The sequence below is a fragment of the Pseudomonas taiwanensis DSM 21245 genome, from assembly GCF_000425785.1.
Taxonomy (GTDB): Bacteria; Pseudomonadota; Gammaproteobacteria; order Pseudomonadales; family Pseudomonadaceae; genus Aquipseudomonas; species Aquipseudomonas taiwanensis.
Genome location: NZ_AUEC01000023.1, coordinates 40,992 through 64,474, shown reverse-complemented (window position 1 = coordinate 64,474; position 23,483 = coordinate 40,992). Strand labels below are relative to the sequence as shown.

The 23,483-nt window shown below is 62.1% G+C and carries 28 protein-coding genes; 22 read left to right on the top strand and 6 right to left on the bottom strand.

Annotation, left to right across the window (positions count from 1 at the left end):
- Positions 1 to 51 precede the first annotated feature (51 nt).
- The 11 genes from H620_RS0111115 (at position 52) to H620_RS0111065 (ending at position 12,163) form a co-directional block, all read left to right on the top strand.
- Positions 52 to 1,113, top strand: a complete 1,062-nt coding sequence (locus tag H620_RS0111115) for a 3-deoxy-7-phosphoheptulonate synthase (protein WP_023380731.1) — start codon at positions 52 to 54, stop codon at positions 1,111 to 1,113.
- Between the two features lie 78 nt (positions 1,114 to 1,191).
- Entirely contained in the window at positions 1,192 to 1,473 is a 282-nt protein-coding gene (locus tag H620_RS0111110) for a peptidylprolyl isomerase (protein ID WP_023380733.1), read from the top strand.
- Between the two features lie 16 nt (positions 1,474 to 1,489).
- The gene (locus H620_RS0111105) at positions 1,490 to 3,334 is read left to right on the top strand and encodes an extracellular solute-binding protein (protein WP_027907357.1); all 1,845 of its coding nucleotides are present in this window, start codon (positions 1,490 to 1,492) and stop codon (positions 3,332 to 3,334) included.
- The gene (locus tag H620_RS0111100; protein WP_023380737.1) at positions 3,331 to 4,389 is read left to right on the top strand and encodes a microcin C ABC transporter permease YejB; all 1,059 of its coding nucleotides are present in this window, start codon (positions 3,331 to 3,333) and stop codon (positions 4,387 to 4,389) included. The genes H620_RS0111105 and H620_RS0111100 overlap by 4 nt, the downstream gene beginning before the upstream one ends.
- The gene (locus H620_RS0111095) at positions 4,389 to 5,405 is read left to right on the top strand and encodes an ABC transporter permease (protein ID WP_023380739.1); all 1,017 of its coding nucleotides are present in this window, start codon (positions 4,389 to 4,391) and stop codon (positions 5,403 to 5,405) included. The genes H620_RS0111100 and H620_RS0111095 overlap by 1 nt, the downstream gene beginning before the upstream one ends.
- Positions 5,406 to 5,487: 82 nt before the next feature.
- Positions 5,488 to 6,870, top strand: coding sequence for a sigma-54 interaction domain-containing protein (locus H620_RS0111090; protein WP_023380741.1), 1,383 nt, complete (start codon positions 5,488 to 5,490; stop codon positions 6,868 to 6,870).
- Positions 6,871 to 7,124: 254 nt separating this feature from the next.
- Positions 7,125 to 8,516, top strand: a complete 1,392-nt coding sequence (locus tag H620_RS0111085) for a GntP family permease (RefSeq protein ID WP_023380742.1) — start codon at positions 7,125 to 7,127, stop codon at positions 8,514 to 8,516.
- Positions 8,517 to 8,526: 10 nt separating this feature from the next.
- Positions 8,527 to 9,297 carry a 3-hydroxybutyrate dehydrogenase gene (gene hbdH, locus H620_RS0111080; protein WP_023380744.1) on the top strand — a complete coding sequence of 257 codons (771 nt, stop codon included), beginning with the start codon at positions 8,527 to 8,529 and terminating at the stop codon, positions 9,295 to 9,297.
- Positions 9,298 to 9,355: 58 nt separating this feature from the next.
- Positions 9,356 to 9,835 (top strand): serine protease inhibitor ecotin, encoded by a 480-nt coding sequence (gene eco, locus H620_RS0111075; protein WP_023380746.1) that lies wholly within the window; start codon positions 9,356 to 9,358, stop codon positions 9,833 to 9,835.
- A 58-nt stretch (positions 9,836 to 9,893) separates the two neighbouring features.
- Positions 9,894 to 11,852 (top strand): acetoacetate--CoA ligase, encoded by a 1,959-nt coding sequence (locus H620_RS0111070; RefSeq protein ID WP_027907356.1) that lies wholly within the window; start codon positions 9,894 to 9,896, stop codon positions 11,850 to 11,852.
- A 35-nt stretch (positions 11,853 to 11,887) separates the two neighbouring features.
- Positions 11,888 to 12,163, top strand: coding sequence for a peptidylprolyl isomerase (locus tag H620_RS0111065; protein ID WP_023380749.1), 276 nt, complete (start codon positions 11,888 to 11,890; stop codon positions 12,161 to 12,163).
- Between the two features lie 50 nt (positions 12,164 to 12,213).
- On the opposite strand, the gene H620_RS0111060 is transcribed toward H620_RS0111065, so the two are convergent.
- Positions 12,214 to 12,837 carry a LysE family translocator gene (locus tag H620_RS0111060; protein ID WP_023380751.1) on the bottom strand — a complete coding sequence of 208 codons (624 nt, stop codon included), beginning with the start codon at positions 12,835 to 12,837 and terminating at the stop codon, positions 12,214 to 12,216.
- Positions 12,838 to 12,975: 138 nt separating this feature from the next.
- Here H620_RS0111060 and H620_RS0111055 point away from each other — a divergent pair, with 138 nt between their 5' ends.
- Together H620_RS0111055 and H620_RS0111050 are read left to right on the top strand one after the other, a co-directional pair.
- On the top strand, positions 12,976 to 13,797 hold the full coding sequence (locus H620_RS0111055; protein ID WP_027907355.1) for a helix-turn-helix transcriptional regulator: 822 nt from the start codon (positions 12,976 to 12,978) through the stop codon (positions 13,795 to 13,797).
- 64 nt (positions 13,798 to 13,861) lie between these two features.
- Positions 13,862 to 14,476 (top strand): LysE family translocator, encoded by a 615-nt coding sequence (locus H620_RS0111050; protein WP_023380755.1) that lies wholly within the window; start codon positions 13,862 to 13,864, stop codon positions 14,474 to 14,476.
- Here H620_RS0111050 and H620_RS0111045 read toward each other — a convergent pair.
- Complete coding sequence (locus tag H620_RS0111045) at positions 14,433 to 15,149, bottom strand: metallophosphoesterase (RefSeq protein WP_023380756.1); 717 nt, start codon at positions 15,147 to 15,149, stop codon at positions 14,433 to 14,435. The two genes, H620_RS0111050 and H620_RS0111045, sit on opposite strands and share 44 nt — an antisense overlap.
- Positions 15,150 to 15,224: 75 nt before the next feature.
- On the opposite strand from H620_RS0111045, the gene H620_RS0111040 reads away from it, so the two are divergent.
- The 3 genes from H620_RS0111040 (at position 15,225) to H620_RS26450 (ending at position 16,799) form a co-directional block, all read left to right on the top strand.
- Complete coding sequence (locus tag H620_RS0111040; RefSeq protein WP_027907354.1) at positions 15,225 to 15,740, top strand: DUF3016 domain-containing protein; 516 nt, start codon at positions 15,225 to 15,227, stop codon at positions 15,738 to 15,740.
- 76 nt (positions 15,741 to 15,816) lie between these two features.
- Positions 15,817 to 16,560, top strand: coding sequence for a carbon-nitrogen hydrolase family protein (locus H620_RS0111035; RefSeq protein WP_023380761.1), 744 nt, complete (start codon positions 15,817 to 15,819; stop codon positions 16,558 to 16,560).
- On the top strand, positions 16,557 to 16,799 hold the full coding sequence (locus H620_RS26450) for a hypothetical protein (protein ID WP_081669687.1): 243 nt from the start codon (positions 16,557 to 16,559) through the stop codon (positions 16,797 to 16,799). Before H620_RS0111035 ends, H620_RS26450 begins: the two co-directional genes overlap by 4 nt.
- A 4-nt stretch (positions 16,800 to 16,803) precedes the next feature.
- Here the strand turns inward: H620_RS26450 and H620_RS0111030 are convergent, their stop codons facing one another.
- The gene (locus H620_RS0111030) at positions 16,804 to 17,304 is read right to left on the bottom strand and encodes a methylated-DNA--[protein]-cysteine S-methyltransferase (protein ID WP_023380762.1); all 501 of its coding nucleotides are present in this window, start codon (positions 17,302 to 17,304) and stop codon (positions 16,804 to 16,806) included.
- A 193-nt stretch (positions 17,305 to 17,497) separates the two neighbouring features.
- Here H620_RS0111030 and H620_RS0111025 point away from each other — a divergent pair, with 193 nt between their 5' ends.
- Positions 17,498 to 17,713: a hypothetical protein gene (locus H620_RS0111025; protein WP_023380763.1), complete on the top strand. Its 216-nt coding sequence runs from the start codon at positions 17,498 to 17,500 to the stop codon at positions 17,711 to 17,713.
- Positions 17,714 to 17,774: 61 nt separating this feature from the next.
- Positions 17,775 to 18,437 (top strand): SOS response-associated peptidase, encoded by a 663-nt coding sequence (locus H620_RS0111020; protein WP_027907353.1) that lies wholly within the window; start codon positions 17,775 to 17,777, stop codon positions 18,435 to 18,437.
- 3 nt (positions 18,438 to 18,440) lie between these two features.
- On the opposite strand, the gene H620_RS0111015 is transcribed toward H620_RS0111020, so the two are convergent.
- On the bottom strand, positions 18,441 to 18,767 hold the full coding sequence (locus H620_RS0111015; RefSeq protein ID WP_023380765.1) for a hypothetical protein: 327 nt from the start codon (positions 18,765 to 18,767) through the stop codon (positions 18,441 to 18,443).
- A 949-nt stretch (positions 18,768 to 19,716) separates the two neighbouring features.
- Here H620_RS0111015 and H620_RS0111005 point away from each other — a divergent pair.
- A complete protein-coding gene (locus H620_RS0111005) occupies positions 19,717 to 19,986 on the top strand; it encodes a hypothetical protein (protein ID WP_023380767.1) in 270 nt (89 codons plus the stop codon).
- Between the two features lie 147 nt (positions 19,987 to 20,133).
- On the opposite strand, the gene H620_RS27780 is transcribed toward H620_RS0111005, so the two are convergent.
- Complete coding sequence (locus H620_RS27780) at positions 20,134 to 20,307, bottom strand: hypothetical protein (protein ID WP_371919395.1); 174 nt, start codon at positions 20,305 to 20,307, stop codon at positions 20,134 to 20,136.
- A gap of 158 nt (positions 20,308 to 20,465) precedes the next feature.
- On the opposite strand from H620_RS27780, the gene H620_RS26445 reads away from it, so the two are divergent.
- The 3 genes from H620_RS26445 to H620_RS0110990 all read left to right on the top strand — a co-directional run bounded on the left by H620_RS26445 (position 20,466) and on the right by H620_RS0110990 (position 21,975).
- Entirely contained in the window at positions 20,466 to 20,702 is a 237-nt protein-coding gene (locus tag H620_RS26445; protein WP_081669686.1) for a hypothetical protein, read from the top strand.
- Between the two features lie 236 nt (positions 20,703 to 20,938).
- Positions 20,939 to 21,214 (top strand): hypothetical protein, encoded by a 276-nt coding sequence (locus H620_RS0110995; RefSeq protein ID WP_148299919.1) that lies wholly within the window; start codon positions 20,939 to 20,941, stop codon positions 21,212 to 21,214.
- Between the two features lie 86 nt (positions 21,215 to 21,300).
- Positions 21,301 to 21,975, top strand: coding sequence for a polysaccharide lyase family 7 protein (locus H620_RS0110990; RefSeq protein WP_027907351.1), 675 nt, complete (start codon positions 21,301 to 21,303; stop codon positions 21,973 to 21,975).
- A gap of 88 nt (positions 21,976 to 22,063) precedes the next feature.
- On the opposite strand, the gene H620_RS0110985 is transcribed toward H620_RS0110990, so the two are convergent.
- Positions 22,064 to 23,479, bottom strand: coding sequence for an MFS transporter (locus tag H620_RS0110985; protein ID WP_081669685.1), 1,416 nt, complete (start codon positions 23,477 to 23,479; stop codon positions 22,064 to 22,066).
- Between the last annotated feature and the right edge of the window lie 4 nt (positions 23,480 to 23,483).

Sequence of the window (23,483 nt, the reverse complement as noted above, 5' to 3'; positions counted from 1 at the left end):
AGGGCCGATCGAGCGGGCCAGCACCCGCCGTCCGCCCAGGGATACCACGCCATGCAAGCTTCCAACCTCGCCCTGCCCCTTTCCCAGCCTCAAGCTGCCAACACCACCGTCAGCAAGCGCCTGCCCAGCCCGCACTTGCTCAAGCAGCAGATGCCGCTGTCCCTCGAGCTCGCCCAACAAGTCCAGGCCCACCGCCAAGCGATCCGCGCCATTCTCGAAGGCCGCGACGAACGTCTTTTGGTAGTCGTCGGCCCGTGCTCGATCCACGACCCGCGCTCGGCCCTGGAATACGCCGACCGCCTCGCAGCCCTCAGCCGCGAAGTGAACGACCAGCTGTTGCTGGTGATGCGTGCCTACGTCGAAAAGCCACGCACCACCGTCGGCTGGAAAGGCCTGGCCTACGACCCGCACCTCGATGGCAGCGATGACATGCACTCGGGTATCGCCTTGTCCCGTGGCCTGATGCTCAACATGATCGAGCGCGGCCTGCCGATTGCCACCGAACTGCTGCAACCGATGGCCGCCAGCTACTTCGACGACCTGCTGGGCTGGGCCGCCATTGGCGCACGCACCACCGAGTCGCAGATTCACCGCGAGATGGTCAGCGGGCTCGAACTGCCAGTGGGCTTCAAGAATGGCACCGATGGCGGTGTCGGAATCGCCTGCGACGCCATGCGTAGCGCCGCCCATCCCCATCGCCACTTCGGCATGGATGCGCAGGGCTACCCGGCGATCATCGAAACCCTGGGCAATCCGGATACCCACCTGGTACTGCGCGGTGGCCACAAAGGCCCCAACTACGACGCACAGAGCATCGCCCAAGCCCGCCAGGGCCTGGCCAAAGCAGGGCTGGCAGCACGGATCATGGTCGATTGCAGTCATGCCAACAGCGGCAAAGACCCGGCTCGCCAACCGGCCGTGTTCGAGCAGGTGCTGAGCCAACGCCTGGCCGGTGATCGCTCGATCGTCGGCGTGATGCTCGAAGGGCATCTGTTCGACGGTTGCCAGGCACTGGACAAGGGCACGTTGAAGTACGGCGTGTCGATTACCGATGGTTGCCTGGGTTGGGCGTCGACCGAAACGCTGTTGCGTGACGCGGCAGCGCGCTTGTAGGAAACGTACAGCAAGCCTTGCGAGACATATCCCAGACAAGTGCGTTAGGCTTGCTTTTTTACCCAAGGAGTAGTTCCCATGGCACGTGCCACTGCCCGCCACATCCTGGTCAGCTCGGAAGAGAAATGCAACGAGCTCAAAGCCCAGATCGAAGCCGGTGCCGACTTCGCTGAAGTCGCCAAGGCCAATTCTACCTGTCCGTCCAGCCGTCAAGGCGGTGACCTGGGCTCGTTCGGTCCAGGCCAGATGGTTCGCGAATTCGATACCGTGGTGTTCAGCGCCCCGCTGAATGTTGTCCAAGGCCCGGTGAAGACCCAATTCGGTTACCACCTGCTGGAAGTGACCAGCCGCCAGGACTAAGTCACCGTTGCCGGTGATGTTCCCCAGGGGAGCAAGCGTGTGGGGGCTCGCACTGTTGTGCCTGTCCCTCACAGCCAAGGCAGCCCCCACCCACGCCCTCACCGTCTATGGTGAAGCCCCCCGTTATGGCCAGGCCTTCCGCCATTTCGACTACGTCAACCCCGATGCACCCAAAGGCGGTAGCATTCGCCGTTCGGCCATCGAAATCGGCCAGTTCGACCACATCCTGCCCTACATCGACAAAGGCATCGGTGTTTCCGAGGTCGACGGCTGGCTGTATGCGCCCCTGGCAGTGCGCTCGTTCGACGAACCCTACACCGTCTACGGGCTGATCGCCCGGCGCATGGAACGTGGGCCAGACGATGCCTGGCTGCGTTTGGAGATCGACCCGCGCGCCACCTTCGCCGATGGCAAGCCGGTGCGCGCCGAAGACGTACGGTTTACCTACCAGTTGCTGATGAGCAAGGGCAGCCTCAAGTTCCGCACCCAGTTCGCGGAAGTTACCAGCGTGACGGTGGAAAGCCCGCATCGGGTACGCTTCGATTTCAAGCAACCCCATGGCCGTACCCTGGCCTTGGACGTGGCCAGCCTTCCGGTACTGCCTGAGCACGACTGGCAGAACCGTGACTTTGCCAATGGCGCAGGCTTTGAAAAGCCCGTCGGTAGCGGCCCTTACCGAATCGGTCGGATCGACAACGGCCGCAGCATCACCTTCGAACGCAACCCCGGCTGGTGGGCCAAAGATTTGCCGGCCAGCCGTGGCCGCTACAATTTCGACCAGATCCGCATCGAGTACTTTGGCGACACCGAAGTGGCCCGCCAGGTGCTCAAGGGCGGCGGCTACGACTACAACCGCGAGTTCTCCGCAACGGCCTACACGCTAGGCTACAATGGCGCGCAGCTGGACGATGGTCGCTTGCAACGGGCCCATCTAGGCCCTGCCAAGCCGCAAACGGCCCAGGGCTTCGTATTCAACCTGGACCGCCCGCAATTCAACGACCGCCGTGTACGCCAGGCGCTGGCGATGCTCTGGGATTTCGAATGGAGCAACCGGCAGATGATGCGCCGCCTGTACATCCGCCAGCAGAGCATGTTCTCCAACACCCCCCTTGCTGCCCGTGCGCTGCCCGACGCCAGCGAACTGCAGGTGCTCGAACCGCTACGGGGCAAGGTCCCCGATGAAGTATTCAGCCAGGTGTATACGGCACCGGTGACCGACGGCTCTGGCATCATCCGAACTCAGCAGCTGCAGGCACTGGCCTTGTTGCAGCAGGCCGGCTGGCACCCCCAGGGTGACCAGCTAGTGAATGCGCAGGGCGAACCGCTGGCGTTCACCTTCTTGAACGGCCAGTCCGGGATGGAGCGGCTGCTACTGCCGTGGAAGCGCAACCTGGCGCAGATCGGCATCACGCTGAATATCCGCAACGTCGACTCGGCTCAGTACATCAACCGTCTGATGGCCCGAGACTACGACATGATCGTCACCGGCTACCCTGTCACCTTGTCGCCCGGTGCCGAACTGTACAATTACTTCGGCTCGGCAGCGGCCAACGACCCGGGGTCGAACAACCTGATGGTGCTCAAGGACCCGGCGGTGGACACCTTGATCGATGGCCTGGTCCGCGCCAGCACCCAGGCCGACATGCTGCGCCACGCCCATGCCCTGGACCGGGTGCTGCAATGGAACTACTACTGGATCCCCAACTACTATCCACCCGGCAGCTCCACCGTCTGGTGGAACCGTTTTGGCCTGCCCAAGGTCCAGGCTGCCTATGATGAAGGCCTGGACACCTGGTGGGAAATCAGCCCGACCGCACTGACCAATGCGCAGATGGCCGAGCGCCGGAAGATGTCGCCATGACTGCCTATATCCTGCGTCGCCTGTTGTTGATCGTGCCTACCCTGCTGGCCATCCTGCTGGTCAACTTCGTCATCGTCCAGGCTGCGCCGGGCGGTCCGGTCGAACAGGCGGTGGCCAGGCTGCAGGGGCTGGGTGGCGGTGCGCCCGGGGCACGGGCCGAGGCCGTGCATGGCGAGTCTCGCGCTGGCCGTGGCCTGGACCCCAAGCTGCTCGAAGAGATCAAGCATCAATACGGCTTCGACAAGTCCGCCCCCGAGCGCCTCTGGTTGATGCTCGAACAGTATGCCCGGCTGGATTTCGGCCAGAGTTTCTTCCGCGGCGCCAAGGTGACCGACCTGATTCTGGAGAAACTGCCGGTGACCCTGTCCCTGGGTTTCTGGGCCACCCTGATCACTTATCTGGTGTCCATCCCGCTGGGGATCCGCAAGGCAGTGCGCCACGGTAGTCGCTTCGATGCCTGGAGCAGCGCGCTGATCGTGGTCGGCTATGCCCTGCCCTCGTTCCTGTTCGCCCTGTTGCTGATCGTACTCTTCGCAGGTGGCACCTCGCTCAACTGGTTCCCGGTGCGTGGGCTGGTCTCGGAGAATTTCGACCAACTCAGCCTACTGGGCAAGGTCGCCGACTATTTCTGGCACCTGATACTGCCTGTCGGATCGCTGGTGATCGGCGGTTTCGCCACGCTCACGCTGCTGACCAAGAACGCTTTCCTCGACGAGATTTCCCGCCAGTACGTGGTCACGGCGCGGGCCAAAGGCCTCAGTGAGCGCCGGGTCCTGTACGGGCATGTATTGCGCAACGCCATGCTGCTGGTCCTGGCCGGCCTGCCCCAGGCATTGATCACAGTGTTCTTCGCCGGTTCGCTGATGATCGAGGTGATTTTCTCCCTCGATGGCCTGGGCCGCCTGAGCTATGAGGCCGCGGTGTCGAGGGACTACCCGATCGTGTTCGGCACGCTGTTCATCTTCACCCTGGCGGGGTTGCTGATTCGCTTGATCGGCGACTTGTCCTACACCCTGCTCGACCCACGCATCGACTTCGACGCGAGGGTACGCTGATGCTTTCGCCTGTCTCCCGCCGCCGCCTGCAGCGTTTTCGCAACCACCGCCGCGGCTGGCTTTCCTTGTGGCTGTTCGCCGGATTGCTTGTGCTGAGCCTCGGCGCCGAGCTAGTGGCCAATGACAAACCCTTGCTGCTGGGCTACAAGGGCGAGTTGTACGCTCCAGCGTTCAAGCGCTACAGCGAGCAGCAGTTCGGCGGCCAATTGCCGTTTCAGCCTGACTATCGCAGTGCCTATGTGCGCCAACTGATCGAAAGCCAGGGTGGCTGGATGCTGTTCGCCCCAATTCCCTTCAGCGCCGACACGCCAAACTACGACCTGCAGGTGCCCACACCCAGCCCACCCAGTGCCAGCAACTGGCTGGGCACCGACGACCAGGGACGCGATGTACTGGCCAGGGTGCTTTATGGCACGCGGGTGTCGCTGCTGTTCGCCTTCGCCCTTACCGTCGTCAGTGTGCTGATCGGGGTAATGGCCGGCGCCCTGCAGGGCTACCACGGCGGCTGGGTCGACCTGCTCGGGCAACGGTTGCTGGAGGTATGGTCAGGGTTGCCGGTGCTGTACCTGCTGATCATCCTCAGTGGTTTCGTCGAGCCTGACTTCTGGTGGCTGCTGGGGATCATGGCGCTGTTCTCATGGCTTAGCCTGGTCGATGTGGTGCGCGCCGAGTTCCTTCGTGGGCGTAACCTTGAGTACGTCAAGGCCGCCCGTGCCCTCGGGTTGCCCGATACCCAGGTGATGCTGCGGCATATCCTGCCCAACGCCATGAATGCCACCCTGACCTTCATCCCCTTCATGCTCACCGGGGCCATCACCACCCTGACCGCATTGGACTTCCTTGGCTTCGGCATGCCGGCAGGGAGCGCTTCGCTGGGCGAACTGGTGACCCAGGGCAAGCAACACCTAGAGGCACCGTGGTTGGGCTTTACCGCGTTCTTCGCCCTCGCGGTGATCCTGTCGCTACTGGTGTTCATTGGTGATGCCCTGCGCGAAGCTTTCGATCCTCGCCGCTAGCGTGGCGCGGACAAGGCAGCACAGTCTTCACCCAGGCCATACCTCGCCGCATAATGCGTCTCCCCCTCAACAGGCCTCCTCCATGCACGACAGCGACAGCCTCAAGGACTATCCCCAGGTAAGGCAACTGGCGATCCGCTCGCTGTTCGAGATCATCGAGCAATCCAGCGAAGGCACGGTGATCGTCGACCGCCAGGCCCGCATCGTCTGGATGAACGAGCGCTATGCCCGGCGCTTTGGCCTGGCCGATGCCGCGAGCGCCATCGGCCAGCCGTGTGAGTCGGTGATCCCTGGCAGCCTGATGCGGGAGGTGGTCAGCAATGGCCGGCCAATCCTGCTGGACATGCTCGACACCCACAACGACCCTTTGGTGGTCATGCGCTTGCCCATCCACGATGACCAGGGCGCGCTGATCGGGGCCATCGGCTTTGCCTTGTTTGACGAACTGCGCAGCCTGTCGCCACTCCTCAAACGCTACTCGAGCATGCAGCAGGAATTGGCGTCCACCCGCTCACAGCTAAGGGCACGTCAGGCCAAGTACAGCTTCGCCCAGTTCGTCGGCAGCAGCGCGGCCAGCCTCGAGGCCAAGCGCCGGGCGCGGCGTGGCGCGAGCAGCGATTCGCCCGTGCTGTTGCTGGGCGAGACCGGCACCGGCAAGGAGTTGCTGGCCCATGCGATTCATGCCGCCTCGGCGCGCGCGCACAAGGCGTTCGTCAGCATCAACAGCGCGGCCATTCCAGAGACCTTGCTGGAGGCCGAATTCTTCGGCACCGCCCCAGGTGCCTTCACCGGCGCCGACCGAAAGGGCCGCAGCGGCAAGCTGCAACTGGCCGAGGGCGGCACGCTGTTCCTGGACGAGATCGGTGACATGCCGCTGGCCCTGCAGAGCAAGTTGCTGCGCGTGCTGCAGGAAAAGGAATACGAGCCTGTGGGTTCGAACCAGATGCTGCGCAGCGACGTGCGGATTATCGCCGCCACCTCCATCGACCTGCAGGCCGCCATGGACCGTGGAGCATTTCGCGCCGACCTGTATTACCGGTTGAACGTGCTGCCCATCGACGTGCCGCCATTGCGTGAGCGCCTGGAAGACTTGCCAGCGTTATGCGAAGCGATCCTGGCCGAGCTGGGCAGCCAGTACGAGTTGGAGCCCGAGGCATTGCAGCTATTGGCCCGGCACGCGTGGCCAGGAAATATCCGGGAGTTGCGCAATGTGTTGGAGCGGGCCACGTTGTTGGCCGACCAGCCGCGGCTGGGGCCTGCGGAAGTACGCTCGGCGCTGGGGCCATTGAGCCCGGTGGCGGCGGCTGTGACGCGGCAAACATACCGAGAGGCCTGTGAACAGTTCGAGCGCAAGTTGATTGGCGATGCCTTGCTGGAATGTTCGGGGAATGTGCCGCACGCCGCGAAGTTGTTGGGGCTGGGGCGCTCCACCTTATACAAGAAGATGGTGGCGCTTGGGCTTTAGTCTCATTTTTGAGATTTTTGTCTCTATATAGGGATACCACCCCAACCGCCGGCAATCCTTCGCCTACACGACACGTGTTAGGACCCGGCGTGCCGGCGAGGGACTGCAAAGCGGGCCCAACCGTCTCAAATCAGAGACAAATACGTTATAACCACCAAATTTATCTATGTAATTCAATCACTTATAAGTTGGCACGATTCCCGCTATCCCCTGGTAACCGATAACAACAAGACCCACCCAGGAGATTCATCCCGATGACCGTGCTCATCGCACTGGCCGCCCTGGCCCTGCTGATGCTGGCCGCCTACCGCGGCTACAGCGTGATCCTGTTCGCCCCTATCGCCGCCCTCGGCGCGGTACTGCTCACTGACCCGGCCGCCGTGGCCCCCGCATTCACCGGGGTGTTCATGGAGAAAATGGTCGGCTTCATCAAACTCTACTTCCCGGTCTTCCTGCTAGGCGCGGTGTTCGGCAAGCTGATCGAACTGTCAGGCTTCTCTCGCTCCATCGTCGCGGCTGCCATCGGTCTGCTCGGCACCCGGCAAGCCATGCTGGTGATCGTACTTGTCTGCGCCTTGCTTACCTACGGGGGCGTGTCGCTGTTCGTGGTGGTGTTCGCGGTTTACCCGTTCGCCGCCGAAATGTTCCGCCAAAGCGACATCCCCAAGCGACTGATCCCGGCGACCATCGCCCTCGGTGCGTTCTCCTTTACCATGGACGCCCTGCCCGGCACGCCGCAGATCCAGAACATCATCCCCAGCACATTCTTCAATACCACCGCCTGGGCCGCACCCTGGCTGGGACTGATCGGCACCTTGTTCGTGTTCTGCGCAGGCATGCTCTACCTGCAACGCCAGCGCAACAAGGCCCAGCGCGCAGGCGAAGGCTATGGCAAGGACCTGCGCAACGAGCCGGAGACCGCCCCCGACCTGACCTTGCCCAACCCCTGGCTGGCCTTGTCGCCCCTGGTGCTGGTGGGGGTCATGAACCTGCTGTTCACCCATTGGATTCCACAGTGGTACGGCCCCAGCCACACCCTGCAACTGCCGGGCATGAGCGCGCCGGTCAACAGCGACGTGGCCAAGCTCACGGCCATCTGGGCAGTGCAGGCAGCCTTGCTGGTGGGTATCTTGATGGTACTGGTGTGTGCCTTTGGCGCCATTCGTGCACGCCTGGCGGAGGGCACCAAGAGCGCGGTCAGTGGTGCGCTGCTGGCGGCAATGAATACCGCCTCGGAGTACGGTTTCGGCGCAGTGATTGCGTCGCTGCCGGGATTCCTGGTACTGGCCGATGCCCTGCGCGCCATCCCCAACCCGCTGGTCAACGAAGCCATTACCGTCACGCTGCTGGCGGGCATCACCGGCTCGGCATCCGGTGGCATGAGCATCGCCCTGGCTGCCATGAGCGAAAGCTTCATCGCCGCTGCCAACGCCGCCAACATTCCGCTCGAAGTGCTCCACCGGGTGGCCGCCATGGCCAGCGGCGGCATGGATACCCTGCCGCACAACGGCGCGGTGATCACATTGCTGGCGGTGACGGGCCTGACCCATCGCGAGGCCTACAAAGACATTTTCGGCATTACATTGATCAAGACCCTGGCGGTATTCGTGGTCATCGCCACTTTCTACGCCACCGGCATCGTCTAAGGAGCTTTACATGACGCTCAACGGCAAGACTGCACTCGTCACCGGTTCCACCAGCGGCATTGGCCTGGGCATCGCCCAAGTGCTGGCGCGCGCGGGTGCCAACATCGTGCTCAATGGCTTCGGCGACCCGGCGCCAGCCCTGGCCGAGATCGCCCGCCACGGCGTGAAGGTAGCGCATCACCCGGCGGATCTGTCCGATGCGGCCCAGATCGAGGCGCTGTTCGCCCTCGCCAATCGCGAATTCGGCGGTGTCGATATCCTGGTCAACAATGCTGGTATTCAACATGTGGCGCCGGTGGAGCAGTTCCCGGTACAAGCCTGGGACAAGATCATCGCCCTCAACCTGTCGGCGGTGTTCCACGGAACCCGGCTGGCGCTGCCAGGCATGCGCGAACGCAACTGGGGGCGGATCATCAACATCGCCTCGGTGCATGGCTTGGTCGGCTCCAGCGGCAAGGCCGCGTATGTGGCGGCCAAGCATGGCGTGGTCGGGCTGACCAAAGTGGTCGGACTGGAAACCGCTACCGACAACGTCACCTGCAACGCCATCTGCCCTGGCTGGGTGCTGACGCCATTGGTGCAAAAGCAGATTGACGACCGTGCAGCCCATGGCGGCGATCCGCTGCAAGCCCAGCACGACCTGCTGGCCGAGAAACAACCTTCATTGGCCTTCGTCACTCCCGAGCATCTGGGTGAACTGGTATTGTTCCTCTGCAGCGAGGCCGCAAGCCAGGTCCGCGGCGCCGCCTGGAACGTCGATGGCGGCTGGCTGGCCCAATGACAGAGGGCGACCGGGGCCTGGCGGCGGCATTGCACCCGTTTGATTGCAAGGAGGCCCTATGCGCCCTACCCGTCTGTTCGCGATGTGTTCCCTGACCCTGGCCATGGCCGCCCCGGCGATGGCCGCCAAACTTGAAGATGTCGCACCCTACCCCAAGGCTGAAAAAGGCTTCACCCGGCAGGTGATCCACCTGCCGGCCCAGGCCGATGAATCGGCCCACACTCTGGAAATCCTGGCAGGCAAGACCTTGCAGGTGGACTGCAACCGCCAGCGCCTGGCCGGCAGCCTGGAAGAAAAAACACTGCAAGGCTGGGGTTATAGCTACTACCGTCTGGAGAAAGTCGGCGGCCCGGTCAGCACCCTGATGGCCTGCCCGGACGGCAAGAAGACCGAGGCCTTCGTGCCAGTGGTCGGTGAAGGCTTCATGGTCCGCTACAACAGCAAGCTGCCGGTGGTGGTGTATGTACCCGAAGGCGTCGAAGTGCGCTATCGCGTCTGGTCGGCATCGCAGGACGTACAAAAGGCTAAAGTGGAATAAGAGACCCTCTGTGGGGCTGCTTCGCGGCCCCACGCCCCAGATCCTGCGGAGGTTCGGCATGAACGATGTGCTCTGGCGCCCCTCCACGGCGCAGATCGAGGCCAGCCGGATGGATGCGTTCCGTCGCCGAGTCAACCTGCGCTACAACCTTGAACTCAACGACTACCCGGCGCTGCATCGCTGGAGTATCGAGCACCGCGCCGCCTTCTGGCAGACGCTGGCCGAGTACTTCCATGTGCGTTGGCATACCCCTGCCAGCCAGGTGCTCAGCGAAGGGCCACTGATGCCGGACGCCCGGTGGTTTGCCGGCGGGACCCTGAATTTCGCCGAGCACTTGCTGCACCGGCGCGATGATCGTCCGGCGCTGATCAGTGTGCGCGAGGATGGCCTGCGCGTGGTGCTGACCCATGCTCAACTGGCAAGCCATGTCGCCGGTCTGCAAAGGGCCTTCATCGCCGCCGGCATAGGCGTCGGCGATCGGGTAGCAGCGATCATGCCCAACACCTGGGAAACCCTGGTAGCGATGCTTGCCTGCACCAGCCTCGGGGCGGTGTGGTCCAGTTGTTCGCCGGAGTTTGGCTTGCACGGCATTATCGACCGCTTCGGGCAGATCGAGCCGAAGCTGCTGATCGCCTGTGCTGGTTATCACTACGCTGGCAAGACCCTCGACCTGGTGGACAAGATCAACCAGGTCTGCGCCCAGTTGCCAGGCCTCGAACAGTTGCTGATAGTGCCCTACACCCGCACCCAAACCCACGCCGATGCGTTCAGTGCACCGCAGGCAAGCCTGTGGGACGATTTCTACCGGGCCGGCGGTTCACCCAACTTCGTCCCGCTGCCGTTCGATCACCCGCTGTACATCCTCTACTCCAGCGGAACCACTGGAGTACCCAAGTGCATCGTTCATGGCGCCGGTGGCGTGCTGCTGCAGCACCTCAAGGAGCATGGCCTGCACAATGACCTGAAGGCCGACGATGTACTGTTCTACTACACCACCTGCGGCTGGATGATGTGGAACTGGCTGGCCAGCGGCCTGGCGGTCGGGGCCACCTTGGTGTTGTATGACGGCTCTCCCTTCCACCCCGGCCCCGAACGACTGCTCGACCTCATCGACGCCGAGGGCATCCGTGCCTTCGGCACCAGTGCCAAGTACCTGGCCGCGCTGGAGCAGGAAGGCATCGAGCCGTGCAACAGCCATCGACTCGACAAGCTGCGACTGATCATGTCCACCGGCTCACCGTTGTCGCCGCACAGCTATGACTACGTCTACGGCAAGATCAAGGCGGACCTGTGCCTGGCGTCGATGTCGGGTGGCACCGACATCGTCTCGTGCTTCGTGCTCGGCAATCCGACCTTGCCGGTACGCCGCGGCGAAATCCAGTGCAAGGGCCTGGGTATGGCGGTCGAGGTGTGGGACGAACACGGCAGGCCGATAACAGGTGAGAAGGGCGAGCTGGTGTGCATCCATCACTTCCCCTGCATGCCGCTGGGTTTTTGGAACGACCCCGATGGCAGCCGCTATCACGACGCCTACTTCAGCCAGTTTCCGGGTGTCTGGGCGCAGGGCGATTATGCCGAGCAACTGACCAGCGGGGGCTTGGTGATCCACGGTCGTTCCGATGCGGTGCTCAACCCTGGAGGGGTGCGTATCGGCACGGCGGAGATCTACCGCCAGGTGGAAAAGGTCGAACAAGTGCTGGAAAGCGTTGCCATTGGCCAGGAGTGGCACGGCGATGTGCGTGTGGTGCTGTTCGTGCGCCTGCGCGACGGTCTGCTCCTGGATGACGATCTGCGCCAGCGTATCCGCCAGGTGATCCGCCAGTACACCACACCGCGTCATGTACCGGCGGTCATCGCGCAGGTCACCGACATTCCCCGCACCATCAGCGGCAAGCTGGTGGAATTGGCGATTCGCAACGTGGTGCATGGGCGGCCGGTGAAGAACACCGATGCCTTGGCCAACCCAGAGGCACTGGACCAGTTTCGCGACCGCACGGAGCTGCGCGATCAGGCATAATGTCGCCCTTTTTTGCCCCGAAGCACAGGTGTCCCATGAAAGCCCAAGCCCGCCATATCCTGGTCAAGACCGCTGAGGAAGCCGAGAAGCTCAAGCAGCGCATCGCCAACGGCGAGGCTTTTGACGTATTGGCCAAGAAGTTTTCCACTTGCCCATCGGGCAAGCGCGGTGGCGATCTTGGCGAAGTACGCCCCGGGCAACTGGTAGGGGCAATCGACCAGGTGATCTTCAAGAAGGCGTTACGTGTGGTGCATGGGCCGATCAAGAGCAAGTTCGGCTATCACCTGGTGCAGACCTTCTACCGCGACTGATCGAGCAGTCACCGCGCAAGCCACGGCGTCAACCTGGGCTTGAGCCAATCCTAGCGACGTGCCGCCAGCAGTCCGAGGCCAGCGCAGCCAAGCAAGGAGGCGCTGACCCGGTTGAACAACCGACGCGGCGCAGGCTGGCTGAACCAGCGTTGCAGGTATGCACCAAGCCCGGCGTAGAGGGCGATGGCGGCCCATTCCAGCAGCAGGAACAGCACGCCCAACCACAGGAACTGCTCACTCACAGGCGTGGCGCTGCCCACGGACACGAACTGTGGCAGGAAAGCGGTGAAGATCAAGATGGCCTTGGGGTTGCCCGCTGCCACCCAGAACTCCTGACGAGCCAGGCGCCAGGTGCCGCGCGGATGGTCGGCTGCCAGCACGGCATCACCCACTGGAGCACGCCACAACTGCCAGGCGATATAGAACAGATACGCTGCGCCCACCACCTTGATCGTCAGGAACAGGTATTCGCTGGTGTGCAGCACCACGGCCAGGCCCATGGCCGCCAGCGCGATCATGCCACTGAAGGCGACGATTCGCCCGCCGCCGGCGACACAGGCCGTACGCAGGCCATAGCGGCTGGCGTTGTGCAGCGAAAGCAGGTTGTTTGGCCCCGGTGCCATGTTCAGGGCAAAGCAGGCGGGTATGAATAACAGCAGGCTCGACAGGTCCATTCGCGTTCTCCCAGACGTCAAGTGCTTATTTCGACGTTCGCCCGCACCAGGGTCAAGGTACAGCCATGGGAAAAAACTGTACGGTCGCCCCCTTGGCCTTGGCGCTGGTAAGCTGCCTGAGTGATCAAGGAGCCTGCCATGCCCTCTTCCTCGTCCCCCGCGCTGTGGCGCGATGCGGCGCTGCCCTTCGTCGAAAGCCGCCGCGCCTGCGATAGCCGGGCCTGCTACAAGGCCCATAGCCACCCAACCTTCTCCATGGGTGCGGTGGATGCCGGCAGCAGCTATTTCACCGGCGCCGGTGCCGGGCAAGCGCACCTCACCCCTGGCACCCTGGTGCTGGTTCCGGCGCAGCGTGTGCATGCCTGCAACCCCGAACCCGGTCAGGCCTGGAGCTACCAGATGCTGCACGTGGACGCGCACTGGCTGGCGCAGTTGCGTCTGGAGTCCGGTCTTGCCGCAGCCGAGACCGGGGCCCCCGCACGCATCAGTCGATCCCCTGCGCTGTACCGTGAGTTCTGCGATCTGAACGCCCTGCTGTTCTCCACGGCAGCCGCGTCGGAGAAGGAAGCTGCACTGGTAGCCTTCCTCGGCGACCATGACTTTTCCGTGCATCCGCCACTGTATCCTGCACCTGCGCCGTCGCTGGATGCGCCCACCCTGAGAACACTGATCGAACGCATGGAAGCCGACGACCCGGCTGAACTGAGCCTGGCTGCGATGGCCAGCCAGGCAGGCCTGGGCCGCTATCAGCTGATCCGTGCCTTTCGCGCGGCCACCGGGATGACGCCCCATGCCTACCTGCTGAACGCTCGCGTCAATCGGGGGCGGCGTTGGCTCCTTCAAGGGCATGACCTGGCCGAAATCGCCTATCGCTTGGGCTTCGCCGACCAGAGCCATTTCCAGCGAGTGTTCAAGGCCCATGTGGGTGTGACACCAGGGCAGTACCGGGCCACGCAATAATCTTCAATACGCGCCATCGGGCCGACGCCAGACTGGGGTTTTGGTAACCCGAGTGACCTGCCTCATGGAGCAGTTTCTGATTGTCGCCTTCGCCCACTTCCTTGCCCTGCTCTCGCCCGGCCCGGACTTTTTCCTGGTCGCCCGAAGTTCGGTATCCGCTGGCTGGCGAGTTGCCAGCGGCGCATGCCTGGGTATCGCCTTGGCCAATGGTCTTTTCATCGTCAGCGCCTTTGCCGGCCTTTCCATCCTGCGCGACGGCAGCGCCTTGTTCATCGCCTTGCAAGTGGCTGGCGCGGGTTACCTGCTGTACATCGGTACGTTGTTCGTTCGCCACGCCGGGAAAACCGAATTGGCAATGGCAGGCGAAGTGCAAGCGGCCGGTGGCTGGAGCCGCTGCTTGGGCATGGGCTTTTTATCCGGAATCCTCAACCCCAAGAACGCCTTGTTCTATGCAAGCCTGGCCAGCATGGTCGCCAGCAGCAGCGGTGCTTGGAAGACCGTCTACGCTGGCTGGATGTTCAGCATCGTGCTGGTCTGGGACCTGCTGGTCGCTGTGACCATCGGCAATCGCAGGGTGCTGAAACGCTTCGCGTACGCCTTGCCGTGGCTGGAAAGGCTCAGTGGCGCATTGCTGATCATGTTGGCCATGGCGCTATTCGGTCACCTGGTAGCGGGTTGACCAAGGTCAGTGTGCGCAGGTCCATCAGGCTGAAATGACCAAGGTTCCAGCCGCCGGTATCCAAGTGCCAGACATTGCCCAGCAGCGTGGCCTCGACCAGCGGCGTATGCCCCACCAGCAGTGCCCGCAGACCTTCCACCGCGCGGCTGTCGCGTTCGTGCAGGCGCCTGCGCGACCACTGGCAGAATTCGCAGACTTTGGGTTCGAGCACGCCTTCGAGTTGGTCACGCAGCACGCTCCAGTCGGCGAACGGGCTGTCAGCGTGCAACAACCCGACAAGGCCTTCGGAGGTCTGTACTTCCATGGCGATTGGCAAGCGCTCGAACGCATCGACGAAACGCTGCTGATCCGTCCTGGGCAGATCCAGAAACCAACCTCCGCCGGCAGAGCGATACATCTGCGGATCCAGCTGACCGCCGTTGAGGTGGTTCACCGCCAGCGACTCGTGGTTACCCTGCACGGCATGAAACCAAGGCCGGGCAAGCCAATCCAGCACCGCTTCGCTTTCCGGGCCCCGATCCACCAGGTCACCGACACTGAACAGGCGATCTACCTCGGGGTCGAAACCCACGGCATTCAACAACTGCTCAAGGCGGCTGAAATGCCCGTGGATATCACCCACCGCCAAGTCACGCCCCTTGCCATTGGCGGTTACCCGCCGAAACCGGCTCATTGCACTATTCCTCTACGGCAGCTCCCATGGCAGGCGTAAAATGGTTTGACACGCAGTCCGCTCCGGAGGTGCCTCGTGCGTAACGTCCTTGCCTGTGCCGTGCTCATGGTGCTTTCACTCAATAGCATGGCACAAGGCACACAAACCCTGCAGGTTCAGGTGCATTTCGATCACCCTGAGCACTTCCGCGATGCCAGGCTGGATCGCGCAGGTTACGCACGTGGCGCTGACGACTACGTCCTGAAGACCCTCACGCACTATCTGCAAAAGCTTGGCCAGCGCTACCTGCAACCCGGCCAGCAACTGGTCATCGATATCCATGACATCGACCTGGCTGGGGGCTTCGAACCCTGGCACGTCAATGCCTACGATGTACGCTTCATGCGCGAGACCACCTGGCCGACCATCGACCTGAGCTACACCTTCAGCCAGCCGGGCAAACCCGACCAGCATGCCCAGGAACGGGTCAGCGACAAGATGTACCTCAGCCGCCCCGGACGGGTAACCAGTAGCAGCGAGCGCCTGTATGCGGAAAAAGCCATGCTCGCCGACTGGTTCCGCCAGCGTTTCGCCGCCCAGCCAGCGTCATGATGGTCTCTTCACTGGCGAGGCGTAGCGTGCCGGTAGTATCCTCGGGGTTTGGATCCGTACCAAGGAAGGGCTAGCCATGAAACTCTGTGCCATACAACTGGCGTCGCACAAGGGCGACCTGGATAGCAACCTCGACCGCCACCGCTACTGCATCGAGCAGGCCGCCGCCCTGGGCGCCAGGCTGGTGGTGTTTCCCGAACTGTCCCTGACTGGTTACGAGCCGACCCTGGCCCGCCAATTGGCCCTGCCCCTCTCATCTGCCCGACTGGACCCGCTGCAAGCACTCTGCGACCACCATGACATAACGGTTGCAGTGGGCCTGCCACTGCCGACCCCCAATGGCATACAGATCGGCATGCCCATCCTGCGCCCGGGCCAACCCAGGCTGAGCTATGCCAAGCAGCGCTTGCACGACGATGAGCTGCCGTTCTTCACGCCTGCCGGGCAGAGCCTCGTATTCGAGGTGGACGAACACACCATCGCGCCAGCCATCTGTTACGAATCCATGTTCATGGCACATGCCGAGAAGGTCCGCGCCCAAGGGGCTGGTCTGTATTTGGTCAGCGTCGCTAAAACCGTCAAGGGTATCCGCGAAGGTTACGAGCACTACCCGGAGGTGGCCCGGCGTTTGAACATACCCGTATTGATGGCCAACTGTATCGGGCCGGCAGACACCTTCATCGGGGCCGGCGGGTCCGCGGCCTGGGACCCTCGAGGGCAGTTGCTGGCGGCATTGGATGAGCGGACCCAAGGCCTGGTGATGCTCGATCTGGCGACAGGCAGTGCCACTGCCCTGGTGTTACCGGAACTGCCTGCATGAGGTATCTGCTGCTTGCCTTGGCATGTTACGGGGCCACCTACTACCTGGTCGGTTTGACGATTCAAGGCCAACTGGCAAACATCGCCGACGGGCTTAGCCATCGACCGGATGCGCCAACGCCCGCTCAATATCTGCGCGAAGTACGCCACCAGGCGCGCCGCGCCCATCGTCACTACACGTTGTTGGCTGGCTCGGCACTAGCACTTGGGTGTTGCCTGGTGGTCAGTTGGGCAAGCTGAACGCCTACCATTCCAGCGCCAGGCTCTGCCGTCCTTCCAGTGCCAGCAAGTATTGCTTGGCCTGCAAACCACCCGCGAAGCCGGTCAAGTTGCCGGAGGCGCCGATCACCCGGTGGCAGGGCGCGATGATCGAAATCGGATTGCGCCCGTTGGCCGCGCCGACGGCCCGAACTGCGCTGGGGTTGCCGATCTGCCGGGCAATCTCGCTGTAGCTGCGGGTTTCACCGAAAGGAATGGTCAGCAGCGCCGCCCACACCTGGCGCTGAAACTCGGTGCCGACAAAATCGAGCGCCAATTCGAAGCGCTGCCGGGTACCGGCAAAGTATTCACCCAGCTGACGAGCGGTTTCGCGCAACAGCGGATGGTCGTCGTCGCGCTGCAGTTCGCCAAGGCAAACGCGGTTTTCACGTTCATGCTCCCACAGGACGGCTGCCAAACGCTGGTTGCGGGCCACCAGGGTCAGCGTGCCGACAGGGGATGCCATCAGGGTGAATGAACTGGACATGGAAGACTCTGCTCAGCAAGACGTTCGCCGCACTCTAACCCTGCCTGCGGCGCCCTGCACCCGCTTTCTTGCTCAAGCAACGCCAGCCGCGGGTGTACCGACGGTAAGCGAACTGTCATTTATTCATGAGCTTCCTTGATGCTTATCCGCAGCAGGACTAATACTTAGATCTCTGCCTGGGGAGGCACAAAAAATGCAACCAAGATTCGTTATCGTTCCGGCGGTACCCATCGAAAAGGAGTCATTTCGTATCGGTGCGCGCTACTATGCGGCGACCACGGGTGGTGGCTTCGACATCTACGATAACCAGGCCAAGGAGCGGCTCAAACCTAGCTATCCGGACAGGACGGCCGCAGAGGCGCAATGCGTTCGCATGAATGCCGCGGGTGATGCGCCCCCCAAGTCGTGAGCCAATCGCCACCTTGAGAGCGGCGACGCTATGCAGACAGTTCCGGCAGGAGGGTTGGTTGATGTGCGGGCGCCTCTCTCAATACCGTGGCATTCACGAGTTCGTCGACACCCTTGGTATGCCCGGAGCCTGGCGTAACGTCATCGACGGGCCCGTCACGCCTGGCTACAACGTGGCCCCGTCGACCCCGGTGGTGGTCTTGCGCATAGACGGTGCCGGCCTCAGGGCCGACCGAGTGAGATGGGGCTGGCGGCCACACTGGGCCGAAGACCGCGCACCACCGATCAACGCGCGCGTCGAGAAAGTCGCCCATGGCGCCTTTTTTCGCGCGATCTGGCCCCACCGGGCAATTACCCCAGTCGACAACTGGTACGAATGGGTCGATGAAGGCGGCCCGAAAAAGCAGCCTTACCTGATCAGGCGTCGCGACGGCCGCCCTGCCCTCTGTGCCTCGATAGGACAGTTCACCGGCCACGACAATGACGGCTTCGTGATCATCACCGCCGACGCCCAGGGCGGTATGGTCGACGTACACGACCGACGCCCCGTCGTGTTGTCGCCCGCGCTTGCCAGGGCCTGGCTGGCCCCGTCGACAGCACTGGCACAGGCTGAGCAGATGGCGTTGCACCTGGGCGAACCCGCCGAATCCTTCGAGTGGTACCGTGTGAGCGTGGCTGTGGGCAATGCGCGTAACCAGGGGCCGGAGTTGATCCAGGCCGTATGATCACTACAGGCAGTCGCGCGCCGCCTGGCGCAACTTGTCACCCGCGAAGAAACCACCTTTGTAGAACGTGGCGAGGCCGCCGTCGTGGTGCTTGACGACTTCCAGCACCTCATCGGATGCCAAGGCACTGGGCACCGTCAGACGGTAGCCGTTGTTGATCGATTTCTGAACCGTGAGCGGGGCTATGGCTTTCCATTTAGGCAGCACGCACGCGGCGTAATCCTCGGGTGATTTTTTCGTGGTTTTACTGCCTGTGGGGGCCGCTGGCGATGCACAGGCAGTCAGGAAAGCGGCCAGCGCAAGCGGAAACAGAATGCGAAAGGTATGCATGGACAAAGTGACCAAATCAAAGTGATGGCAGTTTACTGAGCTACTGTAAGGAACTCCAACCCACCAAAGTCGCCCCCAACCCTCTTGTACGCACTTCATCGCACATCCGGGCAAGCCGCGACACGCCACTGAAGGCTGACCGGGTCTGCGACGTATTACCAATAGGCCAATGCCGGCGACTGTCTACAATGGGCCTCGCTGACGGATCAGCACCCATCGGAAAGCCCGCCTCGGCGGGCTTTCCCCTGCCACCCTGCGACCTCATGCCATTCGCCGCCCTGCGGTAGGCCCTAGCAGCACCTGCCATGCCGGGTATCCACTGGTCAGATCCGCACCGCAGCGAGACAAAACGGGCGCCTACTGAGGGTCATGCCTTCTGGCTCGGCATAGCAGATGTCCATCGAGGTGAGCCGCCATGAAACGCATCCACAAGATCATCCAGTTACACCGCCGTCAGCTGCACTTCCATCTACCACCCAGCGGGCTGGACAGTGAACTGCCTGCCCTACCCCCACACCCGGTTGTCACTCTCCAGTTGGCCCAGGTTCGGGAGGTCGCCATACCCAGTAACGGGGATCAAGCGCTGGCCTGCAAGAACACGAATATCGCCACGACATCCACGGTCAACACCGCCGTTACGATGAAACTCAAGAAGTAGAGGTCATTCTGGAACATGGCTGCACCCCCCATTTTTGTCAGTGTTACTGGGAGTGCAGCAAAACCTGTTCCACCCTAGCGGTACGCATGAACTTCAACGTGTGACTTGCCAGGGCCCGGTCAAACTTCGATCAGGACCGCTGAGCCCGACCGTAGGGGCCCATGCCATAAATAGGCTAAGCTGCAATCTCCGGCGCCTCGATGGCACTGGGCGTTTCGACACGCAGCTATCCATCGTCGCTCTGGCGATTCACACCAACGAGCCGGAATCTGGCTCAAAGAGGGTGTACCAATGGCGACAATCGAGACAAAGGCGTTCGCTCGCGGGCTGCAACGGGTGGAGAACAGCTGGCAGGCCTATGTCCTGTCACAAAAGTCCGCCGCGGGTCTGGTGGGAAAGGAGCTCGAATTAGCCTTGGCGATCAGTGCTCGACACTTCACGAAATTTCAGAATCAGAGCCAACAGTTCTATGCAGAGGTTCGAAAGCGTGTGGGAGACGCCGAAAAACTGGAAAGGGACATGGCGTTGTATCCCCATTACTACCTGCCTAAACCCCAATAGCCGCCACGCTTCGGTCTGCGCCGGCTGGAGTAATGGGCGAGATCCTGCGGCGCGGATCCCTCCTTCACCTGAACACTCACCCTAAGAGCATGCTGATGCATGCCCTGGGTGATACAGCTGCATGGGTTTTTGGATCAGCACGCAACCTCAAGGTCTGGCCGTGTGGCTTTTGCTCCATTGCGTTTTCAGCGGCAAGCGGTTGAAACCGCTAACCCCTGGGTCGACGTTCTGAATAGAACCGCCATTGGAGAGAAATCGCTCGACTTGCTCCGAGATCCGTAAATGCGCTTCTCGGTTTTGGGCGGGCTGGGGCGGGAACATGATGACAACCTCACTGTTGTGCCACTGTAATCCAGTACTCGGCATCCACTATACGCCAAACCCTACAAAAAATACGCAATTCGCCGCAATATTATGCAAAATAGCCACAACATAGAGACAATCAACCAATCACGCAGCGCTTGCAGCGGGAGCACGTCATGACCCTTCGAAGCCTGGCCAGGAATCTTCCGTCAGATCCAGAAAGAGAGGGATGGGTGCTTGGCTGGGGCGTCCTGCGCGCCCTGCACCCCTGGCATTTTGTCGACGTCTATGCCGACCGGAACACCGCCTGGGCGGAAGCGCAGCGCCGCGGATCAGATTATGTCGTTGAGTTCGGCTCGCATCGCCTTGGATCGGATGAATTCATCTGCGGGATAACACCGCCTGAAGGCTAAGGCTTGGCCGGCAAACCCAGAGGGACGCCTGCGGGGCACGTTGGTAGGGACTGGCGGCACATCGATGCAGCCGCCGCGCCCTGACACGCCCTCCAAGACCATCGACCCTTGGTCGACTTTTTGTACCATCCAGTACATTCCTTGATTACACTCCGCGCGTTTCACCCCTGTCCTACAAACTGACGATCTGATACTTGGAGTGTATTAAGTCGATGCAAACGGATTCGATTCGCCTGATGAGCGATCTGGAGCAACAAATGCTGCTGGAAGAGCTCAGCAGCAACGCAACGCAGGTCGAAGAGCAACTGAAATTCGTCGTTTGTGGACAATCCACTTTAAGTGAGCTGGAGAGTCTGCTCGGCCCCTTCGAACAATGTGAAGTGCTGGGCGACATGAAATTACTCCGCTGGAGGTTTGTCTACACCGAGGGGGGCCTGGCCCTGAGTGATCCTCAAGTCCTCACAGTGGCAATCGACCAGAAAGACTGCATAACCGATTTCGCCTTGGTCTAGCGCTGCGAAAGCGCTCGCCAGATTCGGTCCGCTCCATTGATCTGCCATGAAACAGGCACCCCGTATCATTGTCAGGAGACGTATCAATGAGCGTAAACATCAACAGTCTCACGATCACCACGCCGGTTCCCACTTCAGCCACCAACCCGGTTGCGCTGGAGCTCAGTGGAGCCGAGGCGATCGCACAACTGCCCAGCGTCGTCAAGGTCTTGGCCGATGGCTCTGTACAGTTCTCGGCACCGACCAAAGGTGCATCCAGCAAGAGCACTCACCGCACGCGGTGCGAATGGAAGGAGCCGGTCTATTGGTCGCTCGCAAGCGATGCCGAGCACATCAACGTGCAGGAGATGACGCTGACCAAGGTCAACTCCGCCCAGAAGGTTGTCATTGCGCAGCTCCATGTGAAGGACGACGATAGCCCGCCAGTGAAGGTGTTCCGGAGCAAGGCAAACATCACCCTGGGATTTCGCAAGACATTCAATCAGGCGGCCCCAGTGAACATGACCCTACTCAAAAACGTGCCCCTCGGGACGACGTTCAGGGTGATCATACGCGTCCTGGCTTCGGGTGCCCTGACCGTTACCGCGCAAAGCAATGGCCGCGCGGGATCGTCCGGCAGGCTGGAGATGGACAGTTCCTGGCGCTCATCGCTGTTGAACTTCCACGGCGGTGTGTACAACCAGGTCGACTATACCGACGCCACTGCAGCTGATGACGGCTCGATCTATATTCTGAGCGAACTCTCGCTGACTCACGTCTGACCTTCGGGCGCCGGCCAGGTGGCACTGTCCGTTCAGTTGTCGGTGCCGGCTTCACCGCTTGCCCGTCGCCCCCATAGTCATGGCGGCCCTAGTGGGTGCGTAGCACTTGCTCACCAGCATTCCCAGGCAAGCGGATGGCGTCGGCCAGGGCGACACCGGCGATCAATGCCACACCGATTAGCGCCCAGTGAAAATCACTCACCGTCAGCTCACCCTCACCTCCTCGCAGCATCAGCGAAAGGCGCAACAGCAGCGCGACAACCGCCACACCAAGCGCCATCGCCAGCTGGAAGAACATACTGAACAGTGTCGATGCCTCGCCCATCTGCTGCTTGGGCACCTCGGAAAATCCGAGCGCGTTGTAGGTGGTGAACTGCATCGAACGCGACAGTCCGCCTATGAATAGCACCAGCGCCATCCAGTACCACGCCATCCCCTGTTGCAGGCCCAGACAAGCCAGGATGCAACCGACGCCGATCAAGCCGTTCACCAACAGTACGCGTCGAAAGCCATGACGCCGCAACAACCCCGTCGTAAACGGCTTCATCGCCAGGTTACCGGCGAAGATCGCCAGCACCAGCAACCCAGTATCCAACGGTGACATGCCCAAACCGATCTGCAACAGCAACGGGACCAGGAACGGCAAGGCGCTGATCGAAAGGCGGAACAGCGTGCCACCGACGACGCTGGCCCTGAAGGTGGCGATACCCAGGGTCGTCAACGGCAGCAGCGGCGCCGGATGGCGCTGGCAATGACGGACCGACATCCAGGTCAGGAGGCCACCCACCGCCAGCAGGGCTAAGCCTCTATCGAGGCTGCCACCGGAAAGCGAACCCAACATCTCCAGCCCAAGCAGCCACGCGGCGCAGGCCAAGGCAAGAAGAACGAAGCCGAGCACATCGAAGCTGCGGACTTCGCTCGAACGAGTATTGGGCACCAGCCACCACGCCGCCGCGATAGCCAGCAGGCCCAACGGGATGTTCAGGTAGAAGATCCACGGCCAGGACAGGTGGGTCACGATCAGCCCACCAACGGGGGGGCCGAGGACCGGTGCCACCAACCCAGGCCAAGTGATTACCGCGAGCATCTTCACCAGGTCCTGCTTTTCGGTGGTGCGCAACACCACCAACCGACCGACCGGGACCATCAGGGCGCCACCGATACCCTGGAGCGCCCGTGCGGCGACAAAGGTTTCCAAATTGTAAGCCAGGCCGCAGAGCCAGGACGCCAGGGTAAACAGAGCAATGGCACCGGCGAATACCTGGCGGGCACCGAAGCGGTCAGCTACCCAGCCGCTGAGCGGAATGAACACTGCCACCGCCAGCAGGTAGGCGCTGATGCCGATGTTCAGACTCACCGGACTCGCGCCAAAATCATGGGCCATCTGCGGTAGCGCCGTGGCGATGACGGTCGCATCGAGGTTTTCCATGAAAAAGGTGATGGCGACCAGCAAGGCAATGCAAGTGGTCTGCCGGGCGCTGAGGGTTACGGCCGCTTCGGTCAAGGCT

What these genes read in the sequence shown, in the direction of transcription:
- H620_RS0111115 (WP_023380731.1), top strand. Translation starts at nt 52, where the DNA reads ATGCAAGCTTCCAACCTCGCCCTGCCCCTTTCCCAGCCTCAAGCTGCC.
- H620_RS0111110 (WP_023380733.1), top strand. Translation starts at nt 1,192, where the DNA reads ATGGCACGTGCCACTGCCCGCCACATCCTGGTCAGCTCGGAAGAGAAA.
- H620_RS0111105 (WP_027907357.1), top strand. Translation starts at nt 1,490, where the DNA reads ATGTTCCCCAGGGGAGCAAGCGTGTGGGGGCTCGCACTGTTGTGCCTG.
- H620_RS0111100 (WP_023380737.1), top strand. Translation starts at nt 3,331, where the DNA reads ATGACTGCCTATATCCTGCGTCGCCTGTTGTTGATCGTGCCTACCCTG.
- H620_RS0111095 (WP_023380739.1), top strand. Translation starts at nt 4,389, where the DNA reads ATGCTTTCGCCTGTCTCCCGCCGCCGCCTGCAGCGTTTTCGCAACCAC.
- H620_RS0111090 (WP_023380741.1), top strand. Translation starts at nt 5,488, where the DNA reads ATGCACGACAGCGACAGCCTCAAGGACTATCCCCAGGTAAGGCAACTG.
- H620_RS0111085 (WP_023380742.1), top strand. Translation starts at nt 7,125, where the DNA reads ATGACCGTGCTCATCGCACTGGCCGCCCTGGCCCTGCTGATGCTGGCC.
- hbdH (WP_023380744.1), top strand. Translation starts at nt 8,527, where the DNA reads ATGACGCTCAACGGCAAGACTGCACTCGTCACCGGTTCCACCAGCGGC.
- eco (WP_023380746.1), top strand. Translation starts at nt 9,356, where the DNA reads ATGCGCCCTACCCGTCTGTTCGCGATGTGTTCCCTGACCCTGGCCATG.
- H620_RS0111070 (WP_027907356.1), top strand. Translation starts at nt 9,894, where the DNA reads ATGAACGATGTGCTCTGGCGCCCCTCCACGGCGCAGATCGAGGCCAGC.
- H620_RS0111065 (WP_023380749.1), top strand. Translation starts at nt 11,888, where the DNA reads ATGAAAGCCCAAGCCCGCCATATCCTGGTCAAGACCGCTGAGGAAGCC.
- H620_RS0111060 (WP_023380751.1), bottom strand. Translation starts at nt 12,837, where the DNA reads ATGGACCTGTCGAGCCTGCTGTTATTCATACCCGCCTGCTTTGCCCTG.
- H620_RS0111055 (WP_027907355.1), top strand. Translation starts at nt 12,976, where the DNA reads ATGCCCTCTTCCTCGTCCCCCGCGCTGTGGCGCGATGCGGCGCTGCCC.
- H620_RS0111050 (WP_023380755.1), top strand. Translation starts at nt 13,862, where the DNA reads ATGGAGCAGTTTCTGATTGTCGCCTTCGCCCACTTCCTTGCCCTGCTC.
- H620_RS0111045 (WP_023380756.1), bottom strand. Translation starts at nt 15,149, where the DNA reads ATGAGCCGGTTTCGGCGGGTAACCGCCAATGGCAAGGGGCGTGACTTG.
- H620_RS0111035 (WP_023380761.1), top strand. Translation starts at nt 15,817, where the DNA reads ATGAAACTCTGTGCCATACAACTGGCGTCGCACAAGGGCGACCTGGAT.
- H620_RS26450 (WP_081669687.1), top strand. Translation starts at nt 16,557, where the DNA reads ATGAGGTATCTGCTGCTTGCCTTGGCATGTTACGGGGCCACCTACTAC.
- H620_RS0111030 (WP_023380762.1), bottom strand. Translation starts at nt 17,304, where the DNA reads ATGTCCAGTTCATTCACCCTGATGGCATCCCCTGTCGGCACGCTGACC.
- H620_RS0111025 (WP_023380763.1), top strand. Translation starts at nt 17,498, where the DNA reads ATGCAACCAAGATTCGTTATCGTTCCGGCGGTACCCATCGAAAAGGAG.
- H620_RS0111020 (WP_027907353.1), top strand. Translation starts at nt 17,775, where the DNA reads ATGTGCGGGCGCCTCTCTCAATACCGTGGCATTCACGAGTTCGTCGAC.
- H620_RS0111015 (WP_023380765.1), bottom strand. Translation starts at nt 18,767, where the DNA reads ATGCATACCTTTCGCATTCTGTTTCCGCTTGCGCTGGCCGCTTTCCTG.
- H620_RS0111005 (WP_023380767.1), top strand. Translation starts at nt 19,717, where the DNA reads ATGGCGACAATCGAGACAAAGGCGTTCGCTCGCGGGCTGCAACGGGTG.
- H620_RS27780 (WP_371919395.1), bottom strand. Translation starts at nt 20,307, where the DNA reads ATGTTCCCGCCCCAGCCCGCCCAAAACCGAGAAGCGCATTTACGGATC.
- H620_RS26445 (WP_081669686.1), top strand. Translation starts at nt 20,466, where the DNA reads ATGACCCTTCGAAGCCTGGCCAGGAATCTTCCGTCAGATCCAGAAAGA.
- H620_RS0110995 (WP_148299919.1), top strand. Translation starts at nt 20,939, where the DNA reads ATGAGCGATCTGGAGCAACAAATGCTGCTGGAAGAGCTCAGCAGCAAC.
- H620_RS0110990 (WP_027907351.1), top strand. Translation starts at nt 21,301, where the DNA reads ATGAGCGTAAACATCAACAGTCTCACGATCACCACGCCGGTTCCCACT.